Origin of the sequence: Enterobacter sp. A8 (genome assembly GCF_004296595.1) — a bacterium.
GTDB classification, from domain to species: Bacteria; Pseudomonadota; Gammaproteobacteria; order Enterobacterales; family Enterobacteriaceae; genus Enterobacter; species Enterobacter cloacae.
On the sequence record NZ_SCMF01000001.1, the window covers coordinates 245,163 to 263,109 of the forward strand.

Consider the following 17,947-nt stretch of genomic DNA (forward strand, 5'->3'; position numbering starts at 1 on the left):
CGCAATAGCGATCTGCTCAGGTCAGTCAATTTATTTGACGCTTTCCGTTAAATAAACGGCATTTATTGTTGCCGGGTAATGCGTAGAGTAGAAGACACGCAACACATTCTCAGGATTACCCCTTATGAAAAAGATCGGATTTTTATCATTTGGTCACTGGACGCCGTCGCCACAGTCCGGTACCCGAACCGCAGCGGACACGCTGCTGCAGTCCATCGACCTGGCCGTGGCCGCTGAAGAGCTGGGTGCCGATGGCGCTTATTTCCGAGTGCACCACTTTGCCCGGCAGCTCAGCTCGCCGTTCCCCTTGCTGGCGGCGATAGGCGCAAAAACCAAAACCATCGAGATCGGTACCGGCGTGATCGACATGCGGTATGAAAACCCAATGTACATGGCGGAGGATGCCGGGGCAGCGGATCTGATCTCTGGCGGGCGTTTGCAGCTGGGAATTAGCCGCGGCTCGCCGGAGCAGGTGATTGATGGCTGGCGTCACTTTGGCTATGTCCCGCAGGAAGGGGAAAACGAATCGGATATGGCGCGTCGTCATACCGAGGTGCTGCTTGAGGTGCTGCGCGGAGAAGGGTTTGCGAAACCAAACCCGCAACCGATGTTCCCGAACCCGCCGGGTCTGCTGCGCCTGGAGCCTCATTCCGAAGGTTTACGCGACCGCATCTGGTGGGGTGCCGGTTCAAATGCAACGGCGGTCTGGGCCGCAAAACTGGGCATGAACCTGCAAAGCTCAACGCTGAAAGACGATGAAACCGGCGAGCCGTTCCATATTCAGCAGGCAAAACAGATCCGCGCGTATCGTCAGGCCTGGGCTGAGGCGGGCCATACCCGTCAGCCGCGCGTGTCGGTGAGCCGCAGTATCTTTGCCCTGATGGACGATCGTGACCGGATGTATTTCGGGGCCAGCCGCAACGACAGCGATAGCGTGGGCTATCTGGATGAAAAAACGCGGGCGATTTTCGGGCGCAGCTATGCGGCAGAGCCCGACAAGCTGGTTGAACAATTGAAGCAGGACGACGCGATAGCCGAAGCGGATACCCTGTTACTGACCGTACCGAATCAGCTTGGCGTGGACTACAACGCGCATGTGATTGAGTCGATCCTCAAACATGTGGCGCCAGCAATGGGCTGGCGCGAGTAGGTTAACTGACGGGTTGCTCAGCCTCTGTGACTCATATCGCTCAGCAGTACGGCGATACTTTGCCCGCCCGCCGTCTGCTCAAGCGCTATCTTGACGATGATGGTCAGCGGAACGGAGAGCAGCATGCCAACGGGGCCGAGCAGCCAACCCCAGAATATCAGGGATAAAAACACCACCAGGGTCGAAAGCCCGAGCCCGCGTCCCATCATGCGCGGTTCAAGAATGTTTCCGAAGACCAGGTTAATCACCAGATAACCGGCCAGCAGAATCAGGGCATCATACAAACCACTGAAAACCAGCACCTGCAGAATAGGCGGGATGGCCGCCAGCACGGAACCGATGTTGGGAATATAGTTAAGCGCAAAGGCGAGCAGTCCCCAGACGAACGCAAACCGCACATCCAGCGCAACCAGCATGCCCCAGACAACACACCCGGTGACGAGACTGATCGCCGTTTTCAGCACCAGATAGCGGGAAACACTGTCCAGTGCACGCTGAATCGCGCCCATGCCTTCCACCGGCCGAACCATTATATGCTGTAGTTTGGCAGGCAGTTGCGGCACCTCCAGCAGCATAAACACCACGGTTAAAAACAGCAGGAAAATAGAGGTCATGGCGTTGGAGAGCTGCGCCAGCAGGCTGGTGACGAGGGTCATGGCTGCGTTGGGGTCGATATACTTCAGCAGTTCCTCAACGGAGACCTCAATGCCCGCGCGCTGCAGCCAGGGTTCAATCTGCAACAGGGGTATCACCAGCGACGAGCGGTATTTCGGCAGCGTGCGCGCCAGTTCATTCAGGGATGTGCCCAGATAAGCGACCAGCAGCACCATCGCGATAATAATGATGCTGATGAGCAGGGTGATCGCCAGCACACGCGGTATGCGTATCCGCACCATGCGCTGAACCAGCGGGTTAAGGATCACTGCAATAAACAGCGCCAGAATAAAAGGCACGATAATATCGGCGGCAAAACGAACGCCCGTCAGGATGATCACCAGCATACCGAGCATGATGACAATCTTGAGGCCGTTCAGGGTAATGATGGGTTTAGCCATGGCAATTCCTGCGTATTTTTTTATTTATAATAAAGGCGAAAGGCGTTTAATAAACTAACCAAAATCAAACGGCCTCGGTAAAGAATTGAAAAGACTTTGAGTAAAATCCTGGCTTATGGTACAAATTTAGCGTGTTTAACTACCGAGGACAATTTTGATCCGCAAAGACGAGAAGCAACACCGCGGATAATTGTAATTTTATGGACAATTTGTTCAGGACGTATTCTTCAAACCATACTGCTGTATTCTCCACCTCTTTCTTCCTTCTGTCCGGTGAGCAACACTGGCGCAACGCGCTATAGTCACGTCTTCTGCCTGAGCTGGCGCCATGCGCTTAGCTATCTGATTTAATTTCCTTTTTTGGGTTTGCTGTTCGCAGCGAGCCGCGATGGATTATATTCTCAAGCAGGAGAAAAACATGTTTTACTGGATTTTATTAGCCCTGGCTATTCTCGCTGAAATTACCGGCACGCTGTCTATGAAATGGGCAAGCGTCAGCGATGGCAATACCGGTTTTATTTTAATGCTGGTGATGATTTCGCTTTCCTATATTTTCCTATCGTTTGCGGTGAAGAAAATCGCGCTGGGGGTGGCTTATGCCCTCTGGGAAGGTATCGGTATTTTGTTGATTACGCTGTTCAGCGTTTTGTTATTTGACGAAACCTTATCAACAATGAAGATCGCCGGATTGACGACGCTGGTAGTCGGGATTGTGCTGATTAAATCGGGTACACGTAAACCGACAAAACCGCAGAAGGAGCAGACCCATGCAGCAGTTTGAATGGATCCACGCGGCCTGGCTGGGGTTCGCCATTGTTCTGGAAATTCTGGCGAACGTGTTTCTGAAATTCTCTGATGGTTTTCGCCGTAAAGTTTACGGTCTGATGTCGATTGCCGCTGTGCTGGGGGCGTTTAGCGCCCTGTCTCAGGCGGTCAAAGGTATCGATCTGTCAGTGGCCTATGCTCTGTGGGGCGGGTTTGGTATTGCCGCGACCCTGGCAGCAGGGTGGGTGCTCTTCGGCCAACGGTTAAATAATAAAGGCTGGATCGGCCTGGTATTGCTGCTGGCCGGTATGATTATGATAAAACTCGCCTGATGACGTCAGGCGAGGCGGCGCTGGCCTGTTATTGTGCCAGCGCTTCCAGCTTGTCGCGAAAACCGGTCACCGAGAGAGCACGGTTATCCGCGCGCCATCGGTCTTTGGCCGCCGGGGCTGAACTCTGCACACCAATCAACTGCCAGCCGTTATCCGTTTTCAGCATCAGCGGTGAGCCACTGTCGCCCGGTAACGTATCGCACTGGTGAGAGAGTACGCTGTTTTGCGCCCAGCCGGTCACAATGCAGTCGGTGTGGGTGTACAGCGTATCCAGATGATCGACCGGATAACCGGATTGCGTCACCTTGCGATCGACGGCTTTCAGCGCGGCGGTCAGCGCGGCTTTATCGCCATCAAACAGGGGCAGAGGAGTGATACCAGAAGGCGGGTAGCGCAAAATGATGAGACCGAAATCCCAGGAGGCCGCAGCGGGCGGGACTATCCAGCCGTCGCCGTCCGGTTTCAGGCGCTTACCCAGCGAAGGGTCAACCCGGCCTTCAATCCCGTGAATTTCATAGCGCCACATCCCTTTCTGAGACACAAATCGCAGTACCACGGCTTTGTCGGGTTTGCCGTCCGGCGGTGTCAACAGGCAATGGCCTGCGGTCAGGGCAAGCTGAGGGGTAATCAACGTGGCGGTGCATAAGTTACCGCTGGCGGTTTCCAGTTGCCCGATGGCATCCCACGGGGCCTGGGTAGGATCGGCGACACGCGTACGATCATCATGACCGAAAAACAGCGTTTTAAGCTCTTTCGCGCTAATGGTGTCATCATCGCCATCATCCGCATGCGCGAATCCAGAAAAAAGAGCAAACGTTCCCAGTAATAACACAACAGATTTACGCATATCACACTCTGGTGGGGGTAATTATGATTATTAAAAGTGAACCCTATGAAAATACTATAGACGGGACAGCGCTAAAGTGGGAGTAAAATCAGCGTGCTACGATCAGGAAAGATAAAACTGGCTTGCGATGAGCGCGCATAAAATAAGCAGGATAAGGATCAACTCAAACCGATAGCGTCGCAGCATACGCCCTCCGGATAAAAAAACGGCGCTGTATTGAAAGGTTCAGCGCCGGTTTACCAACGTGCCCCGAAGGGCACGGTTTAGCTTGTACTCTTACGCAGCTGGCTGAGCAGCTGGTTTAGCAGCTTCGTGTTTTACTGCTTTTTTGTGATGCTTTTTAGCGGCCTGAGCTTTCTGCTCTACAGCGGGTTTAGTCGCTTTTTTGTGGTGCTTTTTGGCGGCCTGTGCTTTCTGCTCAACAGCAGGTTTAGCGGCGTCTTGTTTTACGGCTTTTTTGTGGTGCTTTTTAGCCGCCTGCGCTTTTTGCTCAGCAGCAGGTTTAGCGGCTTTGTGATGTTTCTTGTGGTGTACCGTTTTTGCCGGTGCAGCGGTGGTTGCAGCAGGTGCAGCGGCAGCTGGAGCAGTTGCAGTAGTCTCAGCAGCGAACGCAGCAGAAGACAGACCCATAGCAGCGGCAACAACCAGAGCTAATACTTTATTCATGTTCATACCCTCGAATTTGGTTTTTCATTTAACCCCACTGCGGGGCCGTTGAAATAACTATATCCCTGTAAATTCGGGGTTTCCGTGAGTGATTGGTATCGGCGTGTAACCGTTTGTACAACGCCGGGGGCTTTCCCCGGCGTGGGTCATTACAGGTAACGCGAGGTCAGGTGTTCACGGAAGTAGCGGATATTCAGATCTTCTCCCGTCGCCTGGGTGATCAGCTGTGATGTGGTAAACCGGCTGCCGTGTTGCCAGACGTTCTGGCGCAGCCAGTCAAACAGGGCCGACAGATCCCCGTCAGCGATAGAGGCCTGCAGACCTGGCAGTGCCGTTTTCGCGGCATGGAACAGCTGCGCGGCGTACATCGCCCCCAGCGTATAAGACGGGAAGTAACCGAATCCGCCGTCGGTCCAGTGGATATCCTGCATACAGCCGTTGCGGTAGTTGTCTTTGGTGGATAACCCGAGCCAGGCCTGCATTTTCTCATCCCACAGGGCCGGGATGTCCTCCACCTCGATATCGCCATTGATCAGCGCCCGCTCAATCTCATAGCGCAGCACCACGTGTGCCGGGTAGCTCACTTCGTCGGCATCGACGCGGATATAGCCCGGCTTCACGCGCTGGTTCCAGGCGATAAAGTTCTCTTCGCTAAACGCCGCCTGGCTGCCAAAACGGGCATGAACGGCAGGGAGGAGATGTTTCAGGAACGCCTCGCTGCGGCCAAGCTGCATCTCAAAGAACAAACTCTGGGATTCGTGGATTGCCGTTGAACGCGCCAGGGCAACGGGCTGACCGGCCCACGCGCGCGGCAGGTTCTGTTCGTAGCGCGCGTGTCCGGTTTCGTGGATCACGCCAAACAGGGCGCTGAGGAGTTCATCTTCGTCATACCGCGTGGTAATGCGCACATCTTCCGGCACGCCGCCGCAGAACGGGTGCGCGCTCACGTCCAGACGACCGCCGTTGAAATCGAAGCCGAGCATCTTCATGGCTTCCAGCCCCAGCTCACGCTGCGTTGCCGTCGGGAAGGGGCCCTGAGGCGGAACGAAGGTCTGCCTGGCCTGCTTGTCGACCACGTTTGCCAGCAGATCCGGCAGCCACGACTTCATGTCGGCAAAGAGCACGTCCAGACGCGCGCTGGTCATGTCTGGCTCAAAAATATCCAGCAGCGCATCGTAAGGTGAGCAACCTTTTGCCTCCGCGCGCAGACGCGCCTCTTCACGGCTGAGTTTTACCACCTCTTTCAGATTGGCGGAAAAGCCTTGCCAGTCATTGGCCGGACGCTGGGTACGCCAGGCGTGCTCACATTTGCTGCCCGCCAGCGATTTGGCTTCCACCAGCGATTCCGGCAGCAGCGAGGCCTGCTGATATTGACGCGTCATTTCACGCAGGTTGGCCTGTTCGACGTCATTCAAATCTTCACCTGCCGCTGCAGCCAGCCATTCACCCACTTTTTTGTCGGTCAGGATCTGATGTTGCAGGACGCTCATCTCCGCCAGCGCTTCACCGCGCGCGGCGCTGCCGCCGGGCGGCATCATGGTGAACATGTCCCAACTGGCGATGGAGGAGAGATGCGAGAAGCGGGAGAGACGCTGGAAGGTTTTCACAAGTGACTGATAGGCGGATGTTTTTTGCAATTCTTATTTCCTCTTGCCAGGGATGTGTTTCAGGGAGCATACAATGAAACAGACCAAATTCCCCAGCATTTCCCACACGGAGGAAATCTCAGCCGATCTCCTCCGTTGAAACCGTCTCCGGAATGCCGGGAGACGGTTTTCGGTGGTTACTTAGGTTTTATCACGCATAACCTGTTGCAAGATCGCCAGCGCCTGGGTGAACTGGGCATCCGGAATGGTCAGCGGATAAAGGAAGCGGATCACGTTGCCGTACTGGCCGCAGATCAATAACAGCAGGCCCTGGGCGAGTGCTTTTTGCTGGATCGCCTGCGCGATGGCGGCCGAAGGTGCACGGCTCTCGGGATCAAAAAACTCCGCCGCAATCATCGATCCTCTTCCCCTTATCGCCACGAGCGCAGGGAAGGTGCCCTGAATCTCTTCCAGGGTGGCTTTCAGTCGATCGCCCAGATGCCGGGCGCGGGCGCACAGTGACTCGTTGTCGATAATATTCAGCACCGCGTGCGCGGCGGCCACCGCCAGCGGGTTGCCTGCATAGGTCCCCCCCAGACCGCCGGGCGCCGGCGCGTCCATGATTTCGGCGCGACCCACCACGCCGGACAGCGGCATTCCGCCTGCCAGGCTTTTCGCCATCGTCATCAGGTCGGGCTTGTCGGCGTAGTGTTCCATGGCAAACAGTTTCCCCGTACGGGCGAAGCCGCTCTGTACTTCGTCGGCAATCATCACGATCCCGTGTTCATCACAGATACGGCGGATGGCGGCCACCAGCTCTGGCGGGGCGACGTTGAAGCCGCCTTCACCCTGAATGGGTTCAAAAATAATCGCCGCTACCTGTTTCGCCTCAATGTCTGCTTTGAACAGACGTTCTATCGCCGTGATGGCATCCTGCGTCGTGATGCCGTGCAGCTCCGAGGGATAGGGCACGTGATAAACCGACCCCGGGAAGGGGCCAAATCCCAGCTTATAAGGCGCGACCTTGCCGGTTAATGCCATGGTCATATAGGTTCGACCGTGAAAGCCTCCTCCGAAGGCAATCACGCCCGGTCTGCCGGTGTGGGCCCGGGCGATTTTAATGGCATTTTCCACCGCTTCCGCGCCCGTTGTGAAGAATGCCGTTTTGGCCGGGCTCTGCACCGGAGCCAGCTCGTTAAGTTTTTCGGCTAATGAAACGTAGCTTTCATACGGCACAATCTGGTAGGCCGTGTGGGTGAACTGGTGAAGCTGTTTTTCCACTGCGGCCACCAGTGCAGGATGACGATGGCCGGTATTCAGTACCGCGATCCCGGCGGCGAAATCAATATAGTCGTTGCCTTCCACGTCGGTAAGCGTGGCATTCTCCGCCGAGCGGGCAAAGAAATCACACATTACGCCTACGCCGCGCGGGGTGGCAGAAAGTCTACGCTGATGAAATTCCTGGTTACTCATGTCAGATACCCTTTTGTCGAAACGCTCATACGCCAAGACGATCGCGCAGGCTGTAATACGCCGCACCCATCGCCGTGAATGGAATCCGCAGGCTGCGACCGCCCGGGAAGGGGTAGTGCGGAAGGTTGGCAAACGCATCAAAGCGCTCAGCGTCACCGCGCAACAGTTCCGAAATCAGCCGTCCGGCCAGGTGGGTGCAGGTCACGCCGTGGCCGCTGTAGCCCTGCATGTAATAGATGTTTTTATCCAGACGACCAAACTGCGGCATGCGCGACAGGGTCAGCAGGAAGTTGCCCGTCCAGCGGTAGTCGATTTTGACGCCGGCCAGCTGTGGGAAGGTTTTCAGCAGCTTTGGCATCACCAGGCGCTCGACATCGTCCGGATCGCGCGCGCCATAGACGACACCACCGCCGTACAGCAGGCGGTTGTCGGCGGTAAGGCGGTAGTAATCCAGCAGGTAGTTACAATCTTCCACGCAGTAGTTATTGGGGATCAGCGTGCGGACGACCGATTCCGGCAGCGGGGCGGTGGTCACAACCTGAGTGCCGCAGGGCATGCTGCGTTTTGCCAGTTCCGGTTCTATCTTATCGCCCAGATAGGCATTCCCGGCGACGATCACGTAGCGGGCCGTCACCTGGCCATGCTGCGTGCTTACCACCGCCGGGCTGGTGTGCTGAATGGCGGTCACCGGGGACTGTTCATACACCCGCCCGCCGTTCAGGCGAATGGCGTCTGCTTCGCCGATCGCCAGGTTCAGTGGATGAATATGCCCCCCGCTGCGGTCCAGCAGCGCGCCGGTATAGCGTTCGCTGTCGACCTCCCGGCGGATGGCACTGGCGTCCAACAACTCCAGCTGCGTGTTGCCGTAGCGTTCCCAGTTGGCTTTTTGCTCCTCCAGCGTCTCAAGTTGCTTATGGTTTAGCGCCACAAACAGCCCGCCCGGACGATAGTCGCACTGGATCTGATAGCGCTGGATACGCTCCCGGATGATCTCCCCGCCTTCAAACATCATGCTCCCGAGGACTCTGGCGGCATCGGGTCCGTAGTTTTTCTCAATCACGTCGATATCGCGGCTGTAAGAGTTAACCAGCTGGCCGCCGTTGCGTCCGCTGGCGCCGAAGCCGATGCGCGCCCCTTCAAGGAGCACCACGTCGTAGCCCATTTCGGTGAGATGCAGCGCGGAGGAGAGGCCGGTATAGCCGCCGCCCACTACGCACACGTCACAGCTGATCGACTCGTTAAGCGTCGGGAAAGGTTCGTAAGCGTTCGCGCTGGCCGCGTAGTAGCTGGTGGTATGTTCGGTCATGATTGAGACTCCAGGGCAATCCAGATGGTTTTCAGTTCGGTAAATTTTTCCAGCGCGTGCAGGGACTTATCGCGACCGTTGCCGCTCTGCTTATAGCCGCCAAAGGGTACGGTCATATCGCCGTCGTTATAGTTATTGACGAAGACCGAGCCTGCTTTCAGGCGGCGGCTCATGCGGTGCGCGCGGGAAAGATCGCGGGTCCATACCGCCGCGCCAAGCCCATATTCACTGTCGTTGGCCAGCGTTAAGGCTTCTTCTTCGGTTTTAAAACGGGTGACGACCAGCACCGGCCCGAAAATCTCTTCCCGGCACAGCGGGGAGGCAGGATCGATGTCGACAAAAATGGTGGGACCGACTGCACAAGGCCATGCTTGTTCCCGCCCGTCAAGCAGCAGCGTACCTTTTCGGGTTCCCTCGCGAATAAACGTGTGGACGGTATCGGCATGTGCAGCGTCGATGAGCATGCCCATCGTGCTGTCAGGGTTGAGCGGATCGCCCGGCTGCCAGTGACGGGCCTGCGCTTTTAGCTTTGCCAGAAAGTCGTCGGCGATGCTGTCTTCGAGTAGCAGGCGGGTACCGGCGATACAGACTTGCCCCTGGTTATAAAAAATCCCGGCGGCGGTCGCGCTCACGGCTTTGTCGAGGTCCGGACAGTCGGCAAATATAATGTTGGCGCTCTTGCCGCCCGCCTCCAGCCAGACGCGCTTCATGTTGCTTTCTCCCGCGTCCTTCAACAGCTGCTTGCCGGTACGGGTAGAGCCGGTAAACGTCAGCACCTCGACTTCTGGATGCAGTGCCAGCGCCTGGCCCGCTTCGTGGCCGTAACCGCTTATCACATTCAGTACGCCGTCCGGCAGGCCTGCCTCTTTCGCCAGCCCGACCAAACGCAGGGCGGTGAGTGGCGATTTCTCCGACGGTTTCAATACCACGCTGTTGCCCGCGATCAGTGCCGGGCCCAGCTTCCAGCAGGCCAGCAGCAGCGGGAAGTTCCAGGGAACGATGGCCGCAACCACCCCGATCGGCTCGCGCACGATCATCGCCAGTTCGCCCGGCCCCGTAGGTGCCACTTCGCCGTAGACTTTATCCGCCGCTTCGGCGTACCAGCGAATGGCGCGCGCCGCGCCGGGAATATCGTCGCGCAGGCTGTGGCGGATGGGTTTACCGGTGTCCAGTGTTTCCAGTAAGGCCAGCTCTTCGCCGTGGCGTTCCATCAAATCGGCGAGCTTATTGAGCACGGCCTTGCGCTGCGCCGGAGACGCCTGCGACCAGTCACCGCGTTCAAATACCTCACGCGCCGCCTGGACTGCACGGTCCACGTCCGCCTGCTTGCCCCGGGCCACGTTCGCCAGCGTCTGTTGTGTCGCGGGATTGACGGTTTCAAACGTGGCATTATCGGCGGCGTCACAATAGGCACCGTTAATAAATAACCGGGTCTCAATGGCGCTGTTTTTTGCTTTATCCTGCCAGTAAGTCAGGTGCTGAAAATGCATATTCACTCCTTTCTTTCGCAATCAGATAAATAAGGTCATGGCCGTTTCAGGCAATACGAAGCCGTGAGGCATCCCGGGAATTAACCCGCTGAATGCCGACATTGATCGTTTTTATTTGTCCCGGCGTAAGCGCACTTACGCCGGGACTGAGTGGTAATTAGAACGTGGTGGGGGTGTGGGCACTGATAATGCGGCAGATGCCTGCCGAGGTGTTGCTGAAGCTGTGCGGTATGCCGGTATTAATGGCATAGCTTTGCCCCGCAACCAGGTGATAAGGCTGGCCATTAATGGTCAGCACTATTTCACCTTCCAGTATCGTACCGATCTCCTCACCCTGGTGTTTGATCCTCTCTCCGGTCGTGGTTCCTGGCTGGTAAGTTTCAAAAATCATCGCCAGCGTACGGTTCGGATTTCCGTTATGAACCAGCTTCATCGAAACCCCCTGACTGCCTATTTCGATAAGGTCTTCCTGATTAATAACCACCTGCGGTTCATCAGGTTTTTCCGGTTCCGAAAAGAATTCCGAGAGCGACAGCCCATAAACTTTCAGCAGCTTTTGCAGCGTACTGATGGCAGGACTGACTTTGTCCTGCTCAATGGTGCTGATGGCACTGTGTGTTAACCCAGACAGTTCGGCGGCACGCCGCTGCGAGAGACCCAATTGCTGGCGGATCTCAGACAGACGTTTCCCTGGCGCCAGTCCGTCATCGCTCATAGTTGCATTTCCTTTACGGTAGTGGTCAAAGCCGTTGCTTCTCGGCAATGTGGCTTTGACAGGCGGTGATAAAACCTTCAAACAACATGCGTGACAGGGCGTACTCGCTGCTGTTCCATTCGGGGTGCCATTGCACGCCGAGGGCAAAAGGGTGGTCATGAACGCTGACCGCTTCGACGAGCCCGTCCGTCGAGCGGGCCTCCACGCGGAGCCGTGGTCCTAACGTCCGTGCACCTTGCCCGTGTAACGAGTTTACCCAAAATGTGTTACAGCCTGGTATTAATTGAGACAGCAGTCCTCCCTCCTGGACCTGAACTTCATGAGAAGGGGCGTATTGTAGCTCAACCGGCAGTTCAGGATCTTCCCGGTGCTCAAGCAGGTCGTTCTGCTCGAACAGGCGGCGATACAGCGTCCCTCCCGTGGCAACAACCATTTCCTGCAGCCCCCGGCAGATGGCGAAAATGGGGATGCGCCTTTCGAGCGCGGCAGCAATCAGCGCCATACTCAGAAGATCTCGCCCGGGATCGGCGTCAGGCTCATCGCCGTTTTCACCATAAAGGTGCGGCTGCACGTTACTTGGGCTGCCCGGCAGGTAAATTCCGTCCAGGGTTGGCAGCAGAGCGGTAATAAGCTCTGGCTCTGCCAGCGCATGCGGTAAGGCAACAGGTAAGCCCCTCGCGTTAATAATGGCATTCAGGTACTTTTCTTGCAGGGTCTGGGTCTCGTGACCCTTAAGCCTGTTTCTGCACATCACCACGCCAATAACTGGCTTGTTCATTATATTTTCCATGATCGCCCTCACAAAGTGGACTAAATTTAGGCCATTCTCGCCTGTGAAACGGCCTTTTCGTTCAATATTTTCTCAATCTAGCAACGAGATCTGCCTTTTGCAAACCTAATTTAACATTTGACAAACAATTTGTTTGCATACAGATTCGATAGTGTGGACATTATATTTGACAGTCCAGAGCAGCGAACGCAAATCCCAAAAACGGTGGTAAATCATGGAAACCAATATCGTAGAAGTTGAGAACTTTGTGCAGCACACGGATGAGAGGCGGGGCAGCGCCTTTACGCAGGAAGTGAAGCGCTATTTAGAAAAGTATCCTGACACCCAGTTTATTGATGTCCTCCTGACCGACCTGAACGGCTGTTTTCGCGGCAAACGCATCCCGGTTGCCGGACTGAGCAAACTTGAAAAAGGCTGCTATTTCCCGGCATCGGTTTTCGCCATGGACATTCTGGGTAACGTTGTGGAAGAGGCAGGGCTGGGGCAGGAGCTGGGCGAGCCGGACTGTATCTGTGTGCCGGTGCCGGGCACCCTGACACCCTCCGCCGCCGACCCGGAGTACATTGGTCAGGTGCAGCTCACCATGGTCGATGAAGATGGCGCTCCCTTTGACGTTGAGCCGCGGAACGTACTCAACCGACTCTGGCAGCAGCTGCGCCAGCGCGGTCTGTTCCCCGTGGTAGCGGTAGAGCTGGAGTTCTATTTACTTGACCGTAAACGCGATGCCGACGGCTATCTGCAGCCACCCTGCGCGCCGGGCACCGACGTGCGTAACACGCAGAGTCAGGTCTACTCGGTTGATAATCTCAACCACTTTGCTGACGTGCTGAATGACATTGACGAACTGGCGCAACTGCAGTTGATCCCCGCCGACGGGGCAGTGGCTGAAGCCTCCCCGGGACAGTTTGAGATTAACCTGCACCATACGGAAAACGTGCTGGATGCCTGCGATGATGCGCTGGCGCTAAAACGTCTCGTCAGGCAGATGGCGGAAAAACACAAGATGCACGCCACGTTTATGGCAAAGCCGTATGAAGAACATGCGGGCAGCGGGATGCATATCCACATCAGCATGCAAAACAACAGAGGCGAAAACGTGTTCGCAGACGCCAGCGGTGAGGATTCCGCGCTGCTGAAACGCGCGCTGGCCGGGATGATCGATCTGATGCCAGCGTCCATGGCGCTGCTGGCGCCGAACGTCAACTCCTACCGCCGTTTCCAGCCGGGAATGTACGTGCCGACGCAGGCGTCATGGGGACACAATAATCGCACGGTTGCCCTGCGTATCCCCTGCGGCGATCGCCATAACCATCGGGTCGAATACCGGGTGGCGGGAGCAGACGCGAATCCGTATCTGGTGATGGCGGCGATTTTTGCCGGCATTTTACACGGGCTGGATAACGATTTACCCCTGCAGGAAGAAGTTGAAGGCAATGGTCTGGAGCAGGACGGATTGCCGTTCCCGATTCGTCAGAGCGATGCGCTGTGGGAGTTTATGCAAAATGATCACCTTCGCGAGCGACTGGGCGAACGTTTCTGCCACGTCTATCACGCCTGCAAAAATGATGAATTACTGCAGTTCGAACGCCTGATTACCGAAACTGAAATCGAGTGGATGCTGAAAAACGCCTGATGACGTGCCCCGGTCAGGGGCCGCTTTGTTTCATCGCATACGTATCACCAAACGGCCTGCGCGGAGCCTGGCCGAACTGTTCGCTGGCACGCCAGCTATCTCCCGGGAGTCGCGTTATGGAGCGCAGGCGGCACAGGGACTTTCTTAACGACACTGTGTGACGAGGTAGGAAATGATGCAGATGTTCAACTATCCGCAGGGCGAAGGGGGCCAGTCAGGCGCCTGCTGTGAGTGCGAGCGAGAGACGCTGCGCTGGTACGATCGCGTATGTTCTTTACAACTTCCCCCTTTGCTAAGCAGGTTTGCGTTAAGGTCAACGCGATTGCAAACCACGGTAAGCATGGGGGGGATGGTTTATGGCGACTAATACATCTCTTGATTCGCCGGGCATGGCCGGAAGAACCCGGCTGCGCAGTTCCCTCAAACTCTGGCAGGTGGTGATGATGGGGCTGGCTTACCTCACCCCCATGACCGTGTTTGATACCTTCGGCATTGTGTCCGGTATCAGCAATGGGCACGTGCCCGCCTCGTATCTCCTGGCGCTGGCGGGCGTCATGTTTACCGCCATCAGCTACGGCAAACTGGTACGACAGTTCCCGGAAGCGGGCTCTGCGTACACCTACACGCAGAAATCGATCGGACCCCATCTGGGGTTTATGGTCGGCTGGTCCTCGCTGCTGGACTATCTCTTCCTGCCGATGATCAACGTGCTGCTGGCGAAGATCTACCTTTCCGCATTGTTCCCGGAAGTCCCGCCGTGGGTCTGGGTGGTGGGGTTTGTGACCATCCTGACGCTGGCGAACCTGAAGAGTGTTAATTTGGTCGCCAACTTTAACACCCTGTTTGTGCTGGTGCAGATCGCCATCATGGTGGTGTTTGTCATACTCGTGGTGCATGGCCTGCACAAGGGGGAGGGCGTGGGCACCGTCTGGTCGTTGCAGCCGTTTATCAGCGAGAACGCACATCTGATCCCGATTATTACCGGCGCGACTATCGTCTGCTTCTCTTTCCTCGGGTTTGACGCGGTCACCACGCTGTCGGAAGAGACGCCAAACGCGGCGCGGGTTATTCCCAAAGCCATTTTCCTGACCGCACTGTATGGCGGGCTGATATTCATTGTTGCCTCGTTTTTCATGCAACTCTTCTTCCCGACGATTGCGCGCTTCAAGAACCCGGACGCCGCGCTGCCGGAAATTGCGCTGTACGTGGGCGGCAAGCTCTTCCAGTCGGTGTTTCTGTGTACCACGTTTGTGAATACGCTCGCTTCAGGCCTGGCCTCACACGCCAGCGTCTCACGCTTATTGTATGTGATGGGGCGTGACAACGTCTTTCCGGAGCGGGTGTTTGGCTACGTGCATCCGAAATGGCGTACTCCGGCCCTGAACGTCATTATGGTAGGGATAGTGGCGCTGTCGGCCCTGTACTTTGACCTCGTGACCGCGACGGCGCTGATCAACTTTGGCGCGCTGGTGGCGTTTACGTTTGTTAATCTCTCGGTGTACAACCATTTCTGGCGGCGTAAGGGGCTGAACAAAACGTGGAAAGATCGGTTCCACTATCTCCTGCTGCCACTCATTGGTGCCGTAACGGTCGGCGTGCTGTGGATAAACCTCGAAGCGACGTCCCTGACGCTTGGCCTCATCTGGGCGGCACTGGGGGTCCTTTATCTGACATGGCTGACGCGCCGTTTCCGAAAACCGCCTCCGCAGTTTGAAGCCGCTAAGATAGAGCAGGCCTGGGATTCCTGAATGTAAAAACGGCACCAGTACGCTGGTGCCGTTTATCTGGATCGCTCGTCTTACCGGATATCAGCCCGCAGGCGGATTATCTCAGACGTTTATGAAGACTGGCGCCTACCAGCAGTGCCCCGCAGAGCATCAGCGCGATAAACCCGCCCACGCCGTTCCAGCCGTAGTTGTGCCAGAATACGCCGCCCAGCGTCCCGGCGAAGCTGGAGCCAAGATAATAGCTAAACAGATACAAAGAGGATGCCTGGCCTTTGGCACGACGGGCGCGCGGGCCAATCCAGCTGCTGGCAACGGAATGCGCGGCGAAGAAACCGGCAGAGAAGAGCAGCATTCCGGTGAAAATCAGCCACAGGGACGAGAAGAGCGTCAGCAACAGGCCCAGCAACATCACGGCGGTTGAGACCAGCATCACCGGCCCACGGCCATAGCGGGCGGTCATCGCTCCGGCTTTTGGCGAGCTCCAGGTCCCGGTCAGATACGCCACGGAGAGCAGGCCCACCACCGCCTGGCTCAGATGCCACGGCGAAAGCATCAGACGATAGCCAATATAGTTAAACAGCGTGACGAACGATCCCATCAGCAGGAAGCCGGTCAGGAACAGCCGCGGCAGCCCTTTATCCCGCCAGTGCAGGCGGAAGTTGATAAACAGCGTTTTCGGACGCAGGGAGGTGGGGCGGAAGTGGCGTGATTCCGGCAGAATTTTCCAGAACATCAGCGCAGAGGCCAGTGCAAAGCAGCCAATCACCGCCAGCGCAATGCGCCAGTTAAAGAAGTCTGTAAACACGCCGCTCAGCAGGCGTCCGCTCATACCGCCAATGGAGTTCCCGCTGATGTACAGCCCCATGGAGAACGCGACAAAGCTCGGGTGGATCTCTTCACTGAGATAAGTCATCCCAACCGCTGCCACGCCGCTCAGGGATAACCCGATGAGCGCGCGCATCATCAGGATCCCGTGCCAGCTGGTCATCATGGTGGAGAGCAACGTACAAACCGACGCCAGCATCAGCGCGGTCACCATCACCTGTTTACGCCCAATGGCATCAGAGAGAGGGCCGGTAAAAAGCAGGCCGACAGCCAGCATCCCGGTTGAAATAGAGAGAGAAATACTGCTGCTGGCCGGTGAGACGCCAAACTCATGTGACAGCACGGGAAGGATAGGCTGAACGCAGTAGAGCAGGGCAAAGGTTGCCAGACCGGCTGAGAACAGCGCCAGCGTGACGCGCATAAATTGGGAGGTACCACGTTTAATAAACTGCGCCGGCTGAGAAGCTGCGGGTAAATCATCGATATCGCGTGCCGGTTCGATATCAACGGTAGATGTACGACTCACACATGTTCCTTGCTTAAACATCCCCGTGGTTTCTGGTGACGGGTATGACCACCTCTTCAGGGTAGGAAAATGTAAATATTCTGTCTAATATATTAATAATCTCAAATGATACATATAAAATATGAATATCGAACTGCGTCATTTACGCTACTTTGTCGCGGTGGCAGAAGAACTCCATTTTGGCCGCGCCGCCGCGCGCCTGAACATTTCGCAGCCGCCGCTCAGCCAGCAAATTCAGATCCTGGAGCAGCAGATTGGCGCCCGTCTTCTCGCCCGCACCAACCGTAGCGTGAGCCTGACGGCGGCAGGCAGGCAATTTCTGGCCGACAGCCGACAAATTTTGAGCATGGTTGACGACGCCGCCGCCCGCGCAGAGCGGCTCTACCTGGGGGAAGCCGGTGAATTGCGCATCGGGTTTACCTCGTCTGCCCCGTTTATCAGCGCCGTCTCGCAAACCCTGTCGTCGTTTCGCCGTGACTTCCCGGACGTGCATATTCAGACGCGCGAAATTAATACCCGGGAACAAATTGCTCCGCTGAATGAAGGGGCGCTGGATTTAGGGTTGATGCGCAACACTCAACTGCCGGACTCGCTGGCGTGGCAGGTGATCCTGCGCGAGCCGCTGATGGCGATGATCCCGCGCGATCACCCCCTGGCGTCGAAACCTGCCGTCACGCTGGCGGAGCTGGCGAAAGAGCCGTTTGTCTTTTTCGACCCGCAGGTGGGAACCGGTCTGTATGACGATATTCTGGGCCTGATGCGCCGCTACGATCTCGCCCCGGTCATTACCCAGGAGGTAGGAGAGGCGATGACAATAATAGGCCTGGTCGCCGCCGGGCTGGGGGTTTCTATTCTCCCGGCCTCTTTTAAACGGGTACAATTGCGTGAAATGTGCTGGGTTCCGCTTGCCGAAGACGATGCGGTATCGGAGATGTGGCTGGTGTGGTCCAGACATCATGAACAGAGCAATGCGGCACAGCGTTTTAAAAAGCAGCTTATCACCGCCTCTGCCGGGCGATATTTATAGGGAAAAATGGGCAAAAATGTGCAGTAAATCACAT

At 56.5% G+C, this 17,947-nt stretch carries 16 protein-coding genes; 6 read left to right on the forward strand and 10 right to left on the reverse strand.

What is annotated here, in order from left to right:
- Nucleotides 1–124 precede the first annotated feature (124 nt).
- A complete protein-coding gene (locus tag EQV24_RS01245) occupies nt 125–1,150 on the forward strand; it encodes an LLM class flavin-dependent oxidoreductase (protein WP_038419270.1) in 1,026 nt (341 codons plus the stop codon).
- A 17-nt stretch (nt 1,151–1,167) separates the two neighbouring features.
- Here the strand turns inward: EQV24_RS01245 and EQV24_RS01250 are convergent, their stop codons facing one another.
- Complete coding sequence (locus tag EQV24_RS01250; RefSeq protein ID WP_020688252.1) at nt 1,168–2,205, reverse strand: AI-2E family transporter; 1,038 nt, start codon at nt 2,203–2,205, stop codon at nt 1,168–1,170.
- 418 nt (nt 2,206–2,623) lie between these two features.
- Here EQV24_RS01250 and mdtJ point away from each other — a divergent pair, with 418 nt between their 5' ends.
- Together mdtJ and mdtI are read left to right on the forward strand one after the other, a co-directional pair.
- Nucleotides 2,624–2,986, forward strand: a complete 363-nt coding sequence (gene mdtJ, locus EQV24_RS01255; RefSeq protein ID WP_029882799.1) for a multidrug/spermidine efflux SMR transporter subunit MdtJ — start codon at nt 2,624–2,626, stop codon at nt 2,984–2,986.
- Entirely contained in the window at nt 2,973–3,302 is a 330-nt protein-coding gene (mdtI, locus tag EQV24_RS01260) for a multidrug/spermidine efflux SMR transporter subunit MdtI (protein ID WP_013096842.1), read from the forward strand. Before mdtJ ends, mdtI begins: the two co-directional genes overlap by 14 nt.
- 28 nt (nt 3,303–3,330) lie before the next feature.
- Here the strand turns inward: mdtI and EQV24_RS01265 are convergent, their stop codons facing one another.
- The 8 genes from EQV24_RS01265 to puuD form a co-directional block, all read right to left on the reverse strand.
- Nucleotides 3,331–4,149 (reverse strand): serine protease, encoded by an 819-nt coding sequence (locus EQV24_RS01265; protein ID WP_013096841.1) that lies wholly within the window; start codon nt 4,147–4,149, stop codon nt 3,331–3,333.
- 276 nt (nt 4,150–4,425) lie between these two features.
- Nucleotides 4,426–4,815: an acid resistance repetitive basic protein Asr gene (gene asr / locus EQV24_RS01270; protein WP_013096840.1), complete on the reverse strand. Its 390-nt coding sequence runs from the start codon at nt 4,813–4,815 to the stop codon at nt 4,426–4,428.
- A 149-nt stretch (nt 4,816–4,964) separates the two neighbouring features.
- Nucleotides 4,965–6,452, reverse strand: coding sequence for a carboxypeptidase M32 (locus EQV24_RS01275; RefSeq protein ID WP_038419273.1), 1,488 nt, complete (start codon nt 6,450–6,452; stop codon nt 4,965–4,967).
- 150 nt (nt 6,453–6,602) lie between these two features.
- A complete protein-coding gene (gene puuE, locus EQV24_RS01280) occupies nt 6,603–7,874 on the reverse strand; it encodes a 4-aminobutyrate transaminase (RefSeq protein WP_130626042.1) in 1,272 nt (423 codons plus the stop codon).
- Nucleotides 7,875–7,899: 25 nt separating this feature from the next.
- Complete coding sequence (locus EQV24_RS01285) at nt 7,900–9,180, reverse strand: FAD-binding oxidoreductase (protein WP_040023099.1); 1,281 nt, start codon at nt 9,178–9,180, stop codon at nt 7,900–7,902.
- On the reverse strand, nt 9,177–10,670 hold the full coding sequence (puuC, locus tag EQV24_RS01290) for an aldehyde dehydrogenase PuuC (RefSeq protein ID WP_057072713.1): 1,494 nt from the start codon (nt 10,668–10,670) through the stop codon (nt 9,177–9,179). Before puuC ends, EQV24_RS01285 begins: the two co-directional genes overlap by 4 nt.
- A gap of 157 nt (nt 10,671–10,827) precedes the next feature.
- Nucleotides 10,828–11,385 carry an HTH-type transcriptional regulator PuuR gene (gene puuR, locus EQV24_RS01295; RefSeq protein WP_013096835.1) on the reverse strand — a complete coding sequence of 186 codons (558 nt, stop codon included), beginning with the start codon at nt 11,383–11,385 and terminating at the stop codon, nt 10,828–10,830.
- A 25-nt stretch (nt 11,386–11,410) separates the two neighbouring features.
- Nucleotides 11,411–12,175, reverse strand: a complete 765-nt coding sequence (puuD, locus tag EQV24_RS01300; RefSeq protein ID WP_130626043.1) for a gamma-glutamyl-gamma-aminobutyrate hydrolase — start codon at nt 12,173–12,175, stop codon at nt 11,411–11,413.
- A gap of 214 nt (nt 12,176–12,389) precedes the next feature.
- Here puuD and EQV24_RS01305 point away from each other — a divergent pair, with 214 nt between their 5' ends.
- Both EQV24_RS01305 and EQV24_RS01315 read left to right on the forward strand, forming a co-directional pair.
- Complete coding sequence (locus EQV24_RS01305) at nt 12,390–13,808, forward strand: glutamine synthetase family protein (RefSeq protein ID WP_013096832.1); 1,419 nt, start codon at nt 12,390–12,392, stop codon at nt 13,806–13,808.
- A 356-nt stretch (nt 13,809–14,164) separates the two neighbouring features.
- A complete protein-coding gene (locus EQV24_RS01315) occupies nt 14,165–15,556 on the forward strand; it encodes an APC family permease (protein WP_013096830.1) in 1,392 nt (463 codons plus the stop codon).
- A 76-nt stretch (nt 15,557–15,632) separates the two neighbouring features.
- Here EQV24_RS01315 and EQV24_RS01320 read toward each other — a convergent pair whose 3' ends face one another.
- Entirely contained in the window at nt 15,633–16,886 is a 1,254-nt protein-coding gene (locus EQV24_RS01320; protein ID WP_013096829.1) for an MFS transporter, read from the reverse strand.
- Nucleotides 16,887–17,007: 121 nt separating this feature from the next.
- Here EQV24_RS01320 and EQV24_RS01325 point away from each other — a divergent pair, with 121 nt between their 5' ends.
- On the forward strand, nt 17,008–17,913 hold the full coding sequence (locus EQV24_RS01325; RefSeq protein ID WP_023620317.1) for a LysR family transcriptional regulator: 906 nt from the start codon (nt 17,008–17,010) through the stop codon (nt 17,911–17,913).
- Nucleotides 17,914–17,947 lie beyond the last annotated feature (34 nt).

Bases quoted from the DNA above. Each gene is read 5' to 3' on its own strand.
- puuR (WP_013096835.1), bottom strand. From the start codon at position 11,385: ATGAGCGATGACGGACTGGCGCCAGGGAAACGTCTGTCTGAGATCCGC.
- puuD (WP_130626043.1), bottom strand. From the start codon at position 12,175: ATGGAAAATATAATGAACAAGCCAGTTATTGGCGTGGTGATGTGCAGA.
- puuC (WP_057072713.1), bottom strand. From the start codon at position 10,670: ATGCATTTTCAGCACCTGACTTACTGGCAGGATAAAGCAAAAAACAGC.
- mdtJ (WP_029882799.1), top strand. From the start codon at position 2,624: ATGTTTTACTGGATTTTATTAGCCCTGGCTATTCTCGCTGAAATTACC.
- EQV24_RS01265 (WP_013096841.1), bottom strand. From the start codon at position 4,149: ATGCGTAAATCTGTTGTGTTATTACTGGGAACGTTTGCTCTTTTTTCT.
- mdtI (WP_013096842.1), top strand. From the start codon at position 2,973: ATGCAGCAGTTTGAATGGATCCACGCGGCCTGGCTGGGGTTCGCCATT.
- EQV24_RS01250 (WP_020688252.1), bottom strand. From the start codon at position 2,205: ATGGCTAAACCCATCATTACCCTGAACGGCCTCAAGATTGTCATCATG.
- puuE (WP_130626042.1), bottom strand. From the start codon at position 7,874: ATGAGTAACCAGGAATTTCATCAGCGTAGACTTTCTGCCACCCCGCGC.
- EQV24_RS01325 (WP_023620317.1), top strand. From the start codon at position 17,008: ATGAATATCGAACTGCGTCATTTACGCTACTTTGTCGCGGTGGCAGAA.
- EQV24_RS01285 (WP_040023099.1), bottom strand. From the start codon at position 9,180: ATGACCGAACATACCACCAGCTACTACGCGGCCAGCGCGAACGCTTAC.
- EQV24_RS01315 (WP_013096830.1), top strand. From the start codon at position 14,165: ATGGCGACTAATACATCTCTTGATTCGCCGGGCATGGCCGGAAGAACC.
- asr (WP_013096840.1), bottom strand. From the start codon at position 4,815: ATGAATAAAGTATTAGCTCTGGTTGTTGCCGCTGCTATGGGTCTGTCT.
- EQV24_RS01245 (WP_038419270.1), top strand. From the start codon at position 125: ATGAAAAAGATCGGATTTTTATCATTTGGTCACTGGACGCCGTCGCCA.
- EQV24_RS01305 (WP_013096832.1), top strand. From the start codon at position 12,390: ATGGAAACCAATATCGTAGAAGTTGAGAACTTTGTGCAGCACACGGAT.